11 protein-coding genes are annotated in these 12,478 nt (G+C 67.2%); 9 read left to right on the top strand and 2 right to left on the bottom strand.

Features of this window, described 5'->3' with window-relative positions; translation table 11 throughout:
• The first annotated feature begins 12 nt into the window (after positions 1–12).
• Positions 13–981, top strand: coding sequence for a CDP-6-deoxy-delta-3,4-glucoseen reductase (locus ACNFIA_RS01545; protein ID WP_416782638.1), 969 nt, complete (start codon positions 13–15; stop codon positions 979–981).
• Positions 982–1,069: 88 nt separating this feature from the next.
• Here the strand turns inward: ACNFIA_RS01545 and ACNFIA_RS01540 are convergent, their stop codons facing one another.
• On the bottom strand, positions 1,070–1,975 hold the full coding sequence (locus tag ACNFIA_RS01540; protein WP_259758642.1) for a LysR substrate-binding domain-containing protein: 906 nt from the start codon (positions 1,973–1,975) through the stop codon (positions 1,070–1,072).
• 233 nt (positions 1,976–2,208) lie between these two features.
• Here ACNFIA_RS01540 and ACNFIA_RS01535 point away from each other — a divergent pair, with 233 nt between their 5' ends.
• The 7 genes from ACNFIA_RS01535 (at position 2,209) to ACNFIA_RS01505 (ending at position 10,645) form a co-directional block, all read left to right on the top strand.
• Positions 2,209–3,327, top strand: coding sequence for an ABC transporter ATP-binding protein (locus tag ACNFIA_RS01535; RefSeq protein ID WP_259758643.1), 1,119 nt, complete (start codon positions 2,209–2,211; stop codon positions 3,325–3,327).
• A gap of 12 nt (positions 3,328–3,339) precedes the next feature.
• Positions 3,340–4,266, top strand: a complete 927-nt coding sequence (locus tag ACNFIA_RS01530) for an ABC transporter permease (RefSeq protein ID WP_416782637.1) — start codon at positions 3,340–3,342, stop codon at positions 4,264–4,266.
• Positions 4,266–5,072 carry an ABC transporter permease gene (locus ACNFIA_RS01525; protein ID WP_416782636.1) on the top strand — a complete coding sequence of 269 codons (807 nt, stop codon included), beginning with the start codon at positions 4,266–4,268 and terminating at the stop codon, positions 5,070–5,072. The genes ACNFIA_RS01530 and ACNFIA_RS01525 overlap by 1 nt, the downstream gene beginning before the upstream one ends.
• Before the next feature lie 60 nt (positions 5,073–5,132).
• Complete coding sequence (locus tag ACNFIA_RS01520; protein ID WP_416782998.1) at positions 5,133–6,128, top strand: extracellular solute-binding protein; 996 nt, start codon at positions 5,133–5,135, stop codon at positions 6,126–6,128.
• A gap of 174 nt (positions 6,129–6,302) precedes the next feature.
• Positions 6,303–7,763, top strand: a complete 1,461-nt coding sequence (locus ACNFIA_RS01515; RefSeq protein WP_416782996.1) for an amidase — start codon at positions 6,303–6,305, stop codon at positions 7,761–7,763.
• Between the two features lie 29 nt (positions 7,764–7,792).
• Positions 7,793–9,112 carry a malonyl-CoA decarboxylase gene (locus ACNFIA_RS01510; RefSeq protein ID WP_416782635.1) on the top strand — a complete coding sequence of 440 codons (1,320 nt, stop codon included), beginning with the start codon at positions 7,793–7,795 and terminating at the stop codon, positions 9,110–9,112.
• A gap of 9 nt (positions 9,113–9,121) precedes the next feature.
• Positions 9,122–10,645, top strand: a complete 1,524-nt coding sequence (locus ACNFIA_RS01505; protein WP_416782634.1) for a malonate--CoA ligase — start codon at positions 9,122–9,124, stop codon at positions 10,643–10,645.
• Between the two features lie 270 nt (positions 10,646–10,915).
• On the opposite strand, the gene ACNFIA_RS01500 is transcribed toward ACNFIA_RS01505, so the two are convergent.
• On the bottom strand, positions 10,916–11,893 hold the full coding sequence (locus ACNFIA_RS01500; protein ID WP_259758652.1) for an NADPH:quinone oxidoreductase family protein: 978 nt from the start codon (positions 11,891–11,893) through the stop codon (positions 10,916–10,918).
• A gap of 213 nt (positions 11,894–12,106) precedes the next feature.
• On the opposite strand from ACNFIA_RS01500, the gene ACNFIA_RS01495 reads away from it, so the two are divergent.
• Positions 12,107–12,469: a flagellar basal body-associated protein FliL gene (locus ACNFIA_RS01495; RefSeq protein WP_259759521.1), complete on the top strand. Its 363-nt coding sequence runs from the start codon at positions 12,107–12,109 to the stop codon at positions 12,467–12,469.
• Positions 12,470–12,478: the final 9 nt, after the last annotated feature.

The following is a 12,478-nucleotide window of genomic DNA, read 5'->3' as shown; positions in this document are numbered from 1 at the left end:
CGAGAACAGCGCGTGAAAGTGACCTTGCAACCCTCCGGCGCCCAGCTCGAGCTGCGGCCCGGGGAACGTATCCTCGACGGTGCGCGGCGCCTGGGCTACGAGTGCCCGCAGAGCTGCCGCAACGGCAACTGCCACATCTGCGCGGCGCTGCTGGTGGAGGGCCGCGTGCGCCAGGACGGCGAGGTCCGCGACCACGGCGAACTCTTCACCTGCCTGGCCGAGCCCCTGGAAGACTGCGTGCTGCACTGGGACGGCGTGCTGGCCCCCGGCGAGCTGCCGGTGCGCACGCTGTCCTGCCAACTGACGCTCTGCGAGGCGGTGGGCGGCGATGTCTGGCGCGTGCGCCTGCGCGCCCCGGCCGGCAAGCCGCCGCGCTACCACGCCGGCCAGTATGTGCTGATCGAGCGCGACGGCAGCGACCCGGCGGCCTTCTCCCTGGCCTCCGCGCCGCAGGAAGGGCGTGACCTGGAGCTGCATATCCTGGCCCGCGAGAACAGCGCCATCGAGTTGCTGGCGCAGCTGCAGCGCGACCGCTTCGCCCGTGTGCAAATGCCCTTCGGTGACGCGCACCTGGCCGACCTGCCGGACGGCCCGCTGGTGCTGATCGCCGCCGGCACCGGCATGGCGCAGATGCACAGCCTGATCGAATTCTGCCGCGCCGCCGGCTTCGCTCACCCGGTGCACCTGTACTGGGGCGTGCGCCGTCCGGAAGACTTCTACGAGCTGCCGCACTGGCAGCAGTGGGAAAGCGTGCCCAACCTGCATCTGCACAGGATCGTCAGCGACCTGTGCGGCTGGCAGGGGCGCTGCGGCCTGCTGCACGAGGCGGTGTGCGAGGATTTCGCCGACCTCTCCGGCCTGCGTGTCTACGCCAGCGGCTCGCCGGCGATGGTCTACGGCACCCTCGACGCGCTGGTGGCGGCGGGTATGGATGCTCACCAGATGCGCGCGGATGTGTTTGCCTACGCCCCACGCGGCTGAACCTAATGGGGCTGTTGTAGGAGCGAGCTTGCTCGCGAACAAACTCCGCAGCGGGGCCGGGTTCGCGAGCAAGCTCGCTCCTACAGGTTCAGTCGCGCGGTGATCCGGTGGCAAATTCCTCCTGCAACGCCGCCCGGATCCACTCCTCGAACCAGGCCACGTCGGCGCTGACCGCGCCGGGCGGTAGCAGCAGCTGGTAGCTCTCCAGCGGCACTTCCTCGGGGAGCGGGCGGACCAGCGTGCCGGCGGCCAGCTGGTGCTTCACCAGCACCAGGTTGGCCAGCGCGATGCCGTGGCCGGCCTCGGCCATCGACAGTGCGTGATCGTTGCTGACGTACAACACGTCGGAGTTCACCCGCAGGTCCAGCCCGATGGTGGACAGCCACAGGTTCCACCATTCGCCGTCGTCGACGTGAATCAGCTTGTGCTGCGCCAGCTCGTGCACGCTGGCCAACGGACCGTGCTCGTCGAGATAGGCGGGCGAGCACACCGGGAACACCGCTGGCCGCACCAGGGTGCTGTGGCATTGCGGATAGACGCCGGGAAGCCCGTAGACAATCCCCAGATCGGCGCTTTTGCCGTCCACTTCGGTGAACGTCGGGTTGGGCTCCACCGCGACCTTCAGGCCGGGGCGCTGCTGGCGCAGGGACTCCAGGCGCGGCATCAGCCAGCGCTTGGCGAAGGCCGGCACCACCAGGATCTTCAGCCAGCGCGCGGTGCCGCCGGGGGCCAGTTCGAAGCCGGCGTCGGCGATCTGCTGCAGGGCTGTGGATATCTTTGCGTAGTAACGCTGCCCGGCCGGGGTCAGGCTGACCCCGCGCGGGGTGCGCTCGAACAGCTGCACGCCCAGCCAGTCTTCCAGCAGCTTGACGTGCCGGCCGATGGCCGGCTGTGTCACATGCAGGTCTTTCGAGGCGGCGACATAGCTGCCCAGCCGGGCGGCGGCCTCGAAGGCGCGCACGGCATTGAGCGGCGGAAGACGCTGGATGGACATGGGCTCAGCCTCGGAGATTTCAGCTGTTAAATTATTTAATATCGACTGTAAGAAAATTGAGCTTTTCGCTCAACCACCTTTCTTCGAATATCCGCTCCAGCAGCATCACCACAATATCGAGCCGAACCCACGGCCAGCGCTGCATCCAGCGTTTACTCCAGCCCTGCCAGAACAACTACAAGATCCCCCGACCGCCAGCGTGCGGCGGACGGGAAGGATGCGGAGGTTTCACCATGAATGCCCTGCACAGCCTGCAGACGGCGGCGGTCTCGATCCGCTCCGTGCGCAAGGTCTACGGCGACCCGGCCAGCGGTCCCGTCGCGCTCAAATGCGTCGACCTGGACATCCGCGACAACGAGTTCTTCACCCTGCTCGGCCCCTCCGGCTGCGGCAAGACCACCCTGCTGCGGATGATCGCCGGCTTCGAGTTCCCCACCGCTGGGGAAATCCAGCTCTACGGCGAGAACATCGCCGACCGGCCGCCCTTCGAGCGCCCGGTGAACACCGTGTTCCAGCACTACGCCCTGTTCCCGCACATGACCATTGCCGAGAACCTCGCCTTCGGCCTGGAATCCCACCCGATGGGCCAGCGCATGAGCCGGGCGCAGGTCGCTGAGCGCGTCCGCGAGATGCTCGCCCTGGTGCAGATGGAACGCTTCGCCCAGCGCAAGCCGACCCAGCTCTCCGGCGGCCAGCAGCAGCGCGTCGCCCTGGCCCGCGCCTTGGCGCCGCATCCCAAGGTGCTGCTGCTCGACGAGCCGCTCTCGGCGCTCGACCTCAAGCTGCGCCAGGCCATGCGCGAAGAACTCAAGGCGATCCAGTCCAAGACCGGCATCACCTTCATCTTCGTCACCCATGACCAGGAAGAAGCCCTGACCATGTCCGACCGCATCGCCGTGCTCTCCGAGGGCGAAGTGCAGCAGGTCGGCCGCCCGGACGACATCTACGAGCACCCGCGCAACCGCTTCGTCGCCGACTTCATCGGCGAGACCAACTTCCTCCCCGCGAGGGTGGAGAACTTCATCGGCGACGGCGCGCAGTACCGCATCCCCGGCGACCAACTGATCGAGGCCCCGGCCCGCGAAGGCCTGAAGGTCGGCGCCGAGGTCACCCTGTCGATCCGCCCCGAGCGCCTGCAACTGGTGGCCGAAGACACCCTGGCCGCCACGCCCTGCACCGTCGTCACGCAGATCTACCTGGGCACCGACCTGCAGTACCAGGTCAGCCTCGCCGACGGCACCCGCCTGACGGTCCGTGCGCCCAACAGCGCCGGCCAGCGTGGGCGCCTGGCGGCCGGGCAACGCGCCGGGCTGCTGTTCGAGAAAGGCAGCGCCAGCGTCCTGGTGGACTGAGCGGAGGTGAGCATGAATCGGTTATCCACAACCGCCGGCCATTCGCTGGAGCGGCGCCAGGCGCTGCGCCGCTTCCTCGGCGTATCGCCCGCGCTGGTCTCCATCGGGCTGTTCCTGATCGTGCCGATCTTCATCGTGGTCGGTTACTCGCTGATGCAGGCCAACCCCTATGGCGGGGTGAACCCGCACTTCAGCATCGACGCCTACGTCTCGCTGCTGTTCGAGCGCCAGCTCGACGACAGCCTGGCCTTCGCCGACTCCTACGTGATGATCGCGCTGCGCTCCATCGGCATCGCCGCGGCGACCACCGTCATCACCCTGCTGGTGGGCTTCCCTGTGGCGGTGTGGCTGGCGATGCAGCCGGCGCACCGGCGCGGCCTGCTGATCTTCCTGATCACCGTGCCGTTCTGGGCCAACCTGCTGATCCGTACCTACGCCTGGATCCTGCTGCTGCGCGGCACCGGCGTGGTCAACGGCACGCTGATGAGCCTGGGGTTGATCCACCAGCCGCTGAACCTGCTCTACACCGACGGCGCGGTGCTGCTGGGGCTGGTCTACACCTACGCGCCCTTCGTCGTGCTGCCGATCTACGCCACCCTCGAGAAGATGGACATGCGCCTGCTCGAAGCGGCCCAGGACCTCTACGCCGGGCGCGTCCGCACCCTGCGCAAGGTGGTCCTGCCGATCGCCCGTCCGGGCATCCTGGCCGGCGCCATCCTCACCTTCGTGCCGTGCCTGGGCGCGATGATCGCCCCCGAGCTGCTCGGCGGCGGCACCAAGATGATGCTCGGCAACCTGATCTTCCGGCAGTTCAGCGACTCGCGGAACTGGCCCTTCGGCGCGGCGCTGTCGCTGGTGCTGATGGGCGCGGTGATGCTGGTGCTGATGTTCTACGCGATGCGCGCCGAACGCCTGCGCATCGCCCGGGGAGGTGAATGATGCTGTCGCTGCTGAGCAAACGCCGCTTGGGTGTGCAGGATTTCCGTGGCTTCGGCGTCCTGAGCTTCCTGTTCTACCTGTACCTCTACGCGCCCATCGTGGTGCTGGTGGTGCTGTCGTTCAACGCCAACCAGTCCGCCACCGTGTGGACCGGCTTCAGCCTCGACTGGTACCGCAGCGCCTTCGCCAACCAGGCGCTGCGCCAGGCTGCCGGCAACAGCCTGCTGATCGCGGTGTGCGCCAGCGTGATCGCCACGGTGATCGCCACCCTGGCCGCGCTGGGCACCTCGCGCGGCGCCAAGTTCAAGGGCCTGCGGCTGTCCATGGGGGCGATCATGCTGCCGCTGGTGCTGCCCGAGATCGTCGTCGGCGTCGCCACCCTGGCGCTGTTCTCCACCCTCGGCCTGTCGCTGGGCTACGGCAACCTGATCATCGCCCACACGGTGTTCTGCATCCCGTTCGCCTATTTGCCGATCCGTGCCCGCCTGAACGACATGGACCTGTCCCTGGAGCAGGCCGCCGCCGACCTCTACGCCGGCCCCTGGCGGACCTTCCGCAAGGTGACCCTGCCGCTGCTGATGCCGGGGATCTTCTCCGGGCTGATGCTGGCCTTCATCGTCTCGCTGGATAACTTCGTGATCTCGATGATGGTCTCCCAGGCCGGCACCACCACCTTGCCGATCTTCATCTTCGGCCTGCTGCGCATGGGCGTGACGCCCGATGTGAACGCGGTGTCGACCCTGATCCTCGGCGTTTCCGTGCTGTTCGTAACCCTGTCCTTCCTGCTTGGCAAGAAGAAAGCCTGAGCCCACATACCGGAGTAGAAGATGAGCAAACTGATCGCTGCTGTAGGGGCCTCGCTGGCCATGGGGCTGGTGGCCAACGTGCACGCCGCCGAACAACTGAACGTGGTGAGCTGGAGTGGCTATTTCACCCCGCAGATCCTGGAGAAGTTCGAGAAGGAAACCGGCATCAAGGTGACCGTGGATTCCTACGACTCCAACGAAACGCTGCTGGCCAAGCTCAAGCAGGGCGGCACCGGCTACGACGTGGCGATTCCCTCGCACCAGTTCGTGCCGATCCTGATCCAGGAGAAGCTGCTGGAGCGCTTCGACCCGGCCAGCCAGCCGTACTACGCCAACGTCGAGGACAACCTGAAGAAGCCCACCTGGGACCCGGAAGGCGCCTACGCCGTGCCCTTCATCTGGGGCACCACCAGCGTGGTGCTGGACAGCGCCAGGTACAGCGGCCCGGCCGACAGCTACTCGGTGCTGTTCACCCCGCCCAAGGAGCTGCAGGGCAGGATCAACATGTTCGACTCGGCGAGCGAGGTGATCGACACCGCCAGCCTCTATCTGGGCATCCCGCTGTGCAGCGAGGACCCCAAGCAGATGCAACAGGTGCTGACCCTGCTGAAGAACCAGAAGCCCTTCGTGAAGACCTACAGCTCCAAGGCCGGCTCGATCCGCGAGAACCTGGCCTCGGGTGAAGTCGACATGTCGATGTTCTGGGGCGGCTCGTCGATGCGTGCGCGCGAGATGAAGTCCAGCCTGAAGTACCTCTACCCGAAAGAGGGCGTGATGGCCTGGGTGGACAACCTGGTGATCCCGGCCGGCGCCAAGCACCCGGAGAATGCGAAGAAGTTCATCGCCTTCCTCAGCCAGCCGGAAAACTCGGCGATGACCCAGAACTTCCTCAAGCACCAGAGCCCGATCAAGGGTGTTGAACCCTTCCTCGATGCCAGCCTGAAGGACGCGCCGGAACTGCACATCCCCGAGGGCACCAAGGTGGTGTTCAGCAAGACCTGTGGCGAAGGCGCGATCCGCCTGGCCGACCGCATCTGGACCAACCTGATGCGCTGATCCCGGACCGGGAACGCCGCCGACCGACGCTGCTCGCGTCCACCTGCGTGGGCGTGCGGGCAGCGTTCGGCCCGGCAAACGCGATATTCGCCAAAAGCCCCGTTCGCGGATGGGGTCGTTGAACCCGACTGAACCTTCCCCTTGCGGGAAATCCTGATGAAAAGGCCTCGTTCCATGAGCCAGAAGAACCAGCACAACGAACTCGTCCAGCTCCAGGCCTTTGAGCTGGCCCAGCGCATCCGCCAGCGCGACGTTTCCTGCCGTGAAGTGATGCAGGCCCACCTCGAGCAGATCGAGCGCTACAACCCGGCGGTCAACGCCATCGTCAGCCAGCAACCGGACGACCTGCTGCTGGCCGAAGCCGACCAGCGCGACGCCGAACTGGCCCGTGGGCAGTACCGTGGCTGGATGCACGGCCTGCCCCACGCGGTGAAGGACCTGTCGCTGACCCAGGGCATCCGCACCACCCTCGGCTCGCCGCTGTTCCGCGACTATGTACCCGAGCGCGACGGCATCATGGTCGAGCGCATCAAGGCGGCCGGCGCGATCATCATCGGCAAGACCAACACCCCCGAATTCGGCCTCGGCTCGCACAGCTACAACCCGATCTTCGGCGCCACCGGTTGCGCCTACGCGCCCGAGCGCACCGCCGGCGGCAGCAGTGGTGGCGCGGCGGCGGCGCTGGCGCTGCAGATGGTCCCGGTGGCCGACGGCAGCGACATGATGGGCTCACTGCGCAACCCGGCGGCCTTCAACAACATCATCGGCATGCGTCCGTCCCAGGGCCGTGTGCCCTTCGACGACAGCGCCGACCTGTTCATCGACCAGCTCGGCTACGAAGGCCCGATGGGCCGCAGCGTGCGCGACGTGGCGCTGCTGCTGTCGGTGCAGGCCGGCGGCGATGCCCGGGCACCGCTGTCCATCGCCGAGAGCGGCGAGCAGTTCGCTGGTTCGCTGGAGCGAGACTTCCAGGGCGCGCGCCTGGGCTGGCTCGGCGACCTGGGCGGCTATCTGCCCATGGAGAAGGGCGTGCTGGAGCTGTGCCGGCGTTCCTTCGCCGACTTCGAAGCCATCGGCTGCCATATCGAAGACGCAGCCCTGGGCTTCTCGCCCGAGCGCCTCTGGGACACCTGGCGCACCCTGCGCCACTGGATGGTCGCCGGCTCTCTCGGCGCCGCCTGCAACGACCCGGCCCGCCGCGAGTTGCTCAAGCCCGAGGCCGTCTGGGAAGTGGAGAACGGCCTGAAGCTCTCCGCCATGGACGTGTTCCACGCCTCCGTCGCGCGCAGCGACTGGTATCGCGCCATCAGCCGGCTGTTCGAGCGCTACGACTACCTGCTGCTGCCCAGCACCCAGGTGTTCCCGTTCGACAAGAGCTGGGACTGGCCGAAGGAAATTGCCGGCAAGACCATGGACACCTACCACCGCTGGATGGAAGTGGTGATCCCGGCCACCCTGTCCGGATGCCCGGCGGCCAACGTGCCGGTGGGCTTCAATGAGCAGGGCCTGCCCATGGGCCTGCAGATCATCGGCAGGCACCAGGCCGACATGGCCGTGCTGCAACTGGCCCACGCCTACGAGCAGGCATCGCGCTGGTACCAGCGCTGCCCGCCGCCGATGCTGGCGCGGGTGTAATACCGTTATCCATACCGTGAGGGGGACGCATGAACATCAGCTTCTTCCAGGAACTGCTGCAAAGCATCGGCGAGCGCGGCCGGCAACTGCTGGAGTCGCGCGAGCCGGCGCCGGGCAATGCCCAGGCGCTGGCGCAGGCGTGCCACAAGCTGGTTTCCAGCCACGGCGAAGCCTCGGGGGTGGCCCTGGCGCGGCAGGTCCTGTGCGCCTACCGGGACTGCCCGCTGGAGCAGCAGAAGGCCTTCTTCGACACCCTGCTGACGGACTTCGCACCGCCCCATGACGCACTGGCGCAGGCCTGCCAGCGCTACCTCGACGACCCGTCGTCGGCCAACACCACGGCGCTGTTCCAGGCCAGCGAACCGCCGCGCCAGGAACTGTTCCGCCGCCTCAACCAGGCGCCCGGCGGTACCGCCGAGCTGATCGCCATGCGCCGCCGGCTGCTGCAGGAACTCAAGACCAGGCCGGAGCTGGCGGCGGTCGACCACGACCTGCAGCACCTGCTGGCCTCCTGGTTCAACCGCGGCTTCCTGGTGCTGCGGCGCATCGACTGGTCGACGCCTGCGTCGATCCTGGAAAAGATCATCCAGTACGAGGCCGTCCACGCCATCAAGGACTGGGACGACCTGCGCAGCCGCCTGCAGCCGGCCGACCGCCGCTGCTTCGCCTTCTTCCATCCGGCCCTGGCCGACGAGCCGCTGATCTTCGTCGAGGTGGCGCTGACCCGCGCCATGCCGGGCGCCATCGCTGACATCCTTGAGGCCAAGCCGGAAGCCCAGCCGGCGGAGGAGCCCGACACCGCGGTGTTCTACTCCATCAGCAACTGCCAGGACGGCCTGCGCGGCATCTCCTTCGGCAACTTCCTGATCAAGCAGGTGGTGGAGGAACTGGCGCGGGAAATTCCCGGCCTGCGCCAGTTCGTCACCCTGTCGCCGGTGCCCGGCTTCCGTCGCTGGCTCGACAGCCTGGGCGACGACCCGCAGCTGGGTGCGGCCGCCGCCGAGCTGCTCAAGGCGCTCAAGCCTGACGCCCCGCCGCCGCCGCGCACGGAACAGCCGATGCTCGCGCTAGCCGCCGAGTACTTCCTGCGTGCGCGCAACGGCGCGGGTTTCCCGCTGGACCCGGTGGCGCGCTTCCACCTGGGCAACGGCGCCCGCCTGGAACGCCTGAACTGGCGCGGCGACCTCTCCGCCAGCGGCCTGCGCCAGGCTGCCGGGCTGATGGTCAATTACCGTTACGAACTGCGCCAGATCGAAAAGAACCACGAAGCCTACGCCAACCAGGGCGCGGTCACCGCCTCACCCGAGGTGCGCAAGCTGGCCACCCTGTCGGCGAAAACAAAACGCTAGGACCTCACCATGAACCAGAGCCTTTTCGCCGAAGTCGGCAAACACCTGCCCAGCGACCTGTCCAAGCCCTTCATCCGCACCCCGGACGGCGGCGGCTACCGCTACGCCGACATGCTGCGCAGCACCTCGCAGTTCGCCCATGCGCTGGTGGAGCTTGGCGTGCAGCCGGGCGACCGCGTCGCCGTGCAGGTCGACAAGAGCCCCGAGACGGTGATGCTCTACCTCGCCGTGCTGCGCGTCGGCGCGGTCTACCTGCCGCTCAACAGCGGCTACACCGGCGATGAACTGCGCTACTTCCTCGACGACGCCGAGCCCTCGCTGTTCGTCTGCGCACCGGCGTTCGAAGCCCAGGCCCGCGACCTGGCGAAAGCCAGCGGCGTCGCCCACCTGGAGACCCTGGGCGATGCCGGCGACGGCTCGCTGATGCAGCGCGTGCACGGCAAGCCGGGGCGCTTCGCCGACGTGCCGCGTGCCTCCAGCGACCTCGCCGCGATCCTCTACACCTCCGGCACCACCGGCCGCTCCAAGGGCGCGATGATCAGCCACGGCAACCTGGTCTCCAACGCCCGCGCGCTGGTGGATGCCTGGCAGATCACCAGCGAGGACTGGCTGCTCCATGCGCTGCCGATCTTCCACATCCACGGTCTGTTCGTGGCCTGCAACAGCCTGCTGATGGCCGGCGGCTCGATGCTCTTCCTGAGCAAGTTCGACGCCGCGCAGATGCTCCAGCTGCTGCCCCAGGTGAACCTGCTGATGGGCGTGCCGACCTTCTACACCCGCCTGCTCGATCAACCCGGCCTGACCCGCGAGGCGGTGGCGCACATGCGCCTGTTCATTTCCGGCTCCGCGCCGCTCACCGCCGAGACCCACAAGGCGTTCTCCGAGCGCACCGGCATGGCCATCCTCGAGCGCTACGGCATGACCGAGACCGGCATGAACACTTCCAACCCGCTGGATGGCGAGCGCATCGCCGGCACCGTCGGCTTCCCGCTGCCGGGCGTCGAATTGCGCATCACCGACCCGGCTAAGGCCGAGCCGACCCTGCTGCCCCAGGGCGAGCCGGGGATGATCGAAGTGCGCGGGCCGAACGTGTTCCAGGGCTACTGGCGGATGCCGGAGAAGACCGCCGAGGAACTGCGCGCCGACGGCTACTTCATGACCGGCGACATCGGCTTCGTCGATGAGCGTGGCTACGTGCAGATCGTCGGGCGCAACAAAGACATGATCATCAGCGGCGGCTTCAACGTGTACCCCAAGGAGCTGGAGGAAATCCTCGACACCCTGCCCGGCGTGGCCGAATCGGCGGTGATCGGCGTGCCGCACCCGGACTTCGGCGAGGGCGTGACCGCGGTGCTGGTGGCCGGCAAGGGTCAGGCGCCGAGCGAAGCGCAGGTGCTCGCCGCGCTGGACGGCAGGCTCGCGCGCTTCAAGCAGCCCAAGCGGGTGCTGGTGGTCGACGCGCTGCCGCGCAACGTGATGGGCAAGGTGCAGAAGAACGTGCTGCGCGAGCAGTTCAAGGGGCTGTATTCCTGATAGTCCGCGCTGGTTGGTGGTTCGCGAGCATGGCTTGCTCCTACAGGTCAGGCCTGGCGCCTTAGCGCTCTTCGTAGGAGCGAGCTTGCTCGCGAACCGCCCAACGCCGATATCACATTGTAGGAGCGGGCCATGCCCGCGATCGCGCGCCTGGCGCGTTCCCACAGGTCTGCGCCGTAACGAAAAAGCCCCGCTCACGCGGGGCTTTTGGCTTTCGTAGGAGCGGAGCTTCTCCGCGAAACGCGGATGAAATCCGCGCCCACGAACTCGTTAACGCACCGTCACCACCACCTTGCCCACCGCCTTGCGCTGGCCCAGGTGATTGATCGCGTCAGCGGCTTTTTCCAGCGGGTAGGTCTGCGACACCAGCGGCTTGATCTTTCCCTCGGCGAACCAGGCGAACAGCTGCTGGAAGTTCGCCGCGTTGTCCTGCGGCTGGCGCTGGGCGAAAGAGCCCCAGAACACGCCGACCAGCGAGGCGCCCTTGAGCAGGGTGAGGTTGGCCGGCAGGGCCGGAATGGTGCCGCTGGCAAAACCCACCACCAGCATACGGCCGTTCCAGGCGATGGAGCGGAAGGCTTCCTCGAACAGGTCGCCGCCCACCGGGTCGTAGATCACGTCCACGCCCTGGCCGCCGGTGATTTCCTTGAGCTTGTCCTTCAGGCTGCCTTCGCTGTAGTTGATCAGCACGTCGGCGCCGGCGGCCCTGGCGACCTCCAGCTTGGCCTCGCTGCTGGCGGCGGCGATGACCTTCGCGCCCATCGCCTTGCCGATTTCCACGGCTGCCAGGCCCACGCCGCCGGAGGCGCCGAGCACCAGCAGGGTCTCGCCCGGCTGCAGGTTGGCGCGCTGCTTGAGGGCGTGCATGGAGGTGCCGTAGGTCATGCCGAAGGCGGCGGCGCTGGGGAAGTCCATGCCGTCGGGAATCGGCATCACGTTGTAGCCGGGCACCGCCACTTCCTCGGCGAAGCTGCCCCAGCCGGTCAGCGCCATCACCCGGTCGCCGGGCTTCACATGGCTGACTTTCTCGCCCACGGCGCCGACCACGCCAGCGGCCTCGCCACCCGGGGAGAACGGGAAGGGCGGCTTGAACTGGTACTTGCCCTCGATGATCAGGGTGTCGGGGAAGTTCACCCCGGCGGCGTGTACCTGCAGCAGGACTTCGTTCTTCTTCGGCTCGGGGCTGGCGATGTCTTCCAGCACCAGGGATTCGGCGGGGCCGAAGGCTTTGCACAGCACGGCTTTCATCAGGACGGACTCCGTTGGCGGTTCTTCTTTGGGAGGAGTGGCCCAGTGTAGGAGCGCGGGCACAGGGGGCAAATCACCATGGCCTGGGCTTATGCCCCGATATAGCTTGGGCGGCGGCGCGAGTGTGGCTATCCTTTGCCCATCGAATCCGGAGACATCGCCTTGAGAGCTTTCCTCGCCCTGTTGCTGGTCCTTTCCTTCAGCCCCTTCGTCATGGCTTCCGAGTCCGAAGAGGGCAAGGCCGAAGACGCCAACAAGCCCGTGTTCATCGACCTCACCCCGGCGCTGGTGGGCAACTACGGCAGTGGCCCGCGGCTGAAGTACTTCAAGGCCGACATCGCGCTGAAGGTCACCGGCAAGGAAGCGTCCGAGAAGGTCGAGCACCACGAGCCGCTGATCCGCAACCAGCTGGTGATGCTCTTTGCCCAGCAGACCGACGATTCCCTCGGCAGCGTCGAGGGCAAGGAGAAGCTGCGCCAGGAAGCCCTCAAGCAGGTGCAGACGGTGCTCCAGCAGGAAGAGGGCAAGCCATTGGTGGATGACCTGCTGTTCAACAACCTGATCGTCCAGCCCTGACCCTTCCTG

The sequence above is a fragment of the Pseudomonas sp. NY15437 genome (genome assembly GCF_048068435.1).
GTDB lineage: Bacteria > Pseudomonadota > Gammaproteobacteria > Pseudomonadales > Pseudomonadaceae > Pseudomonas > Pseudomonas nitroreducens_B.
Note: the sequence above shows the minus strand (reverse complement) of the source record. Positions and strands in the feature narration are given on the sequence as shown.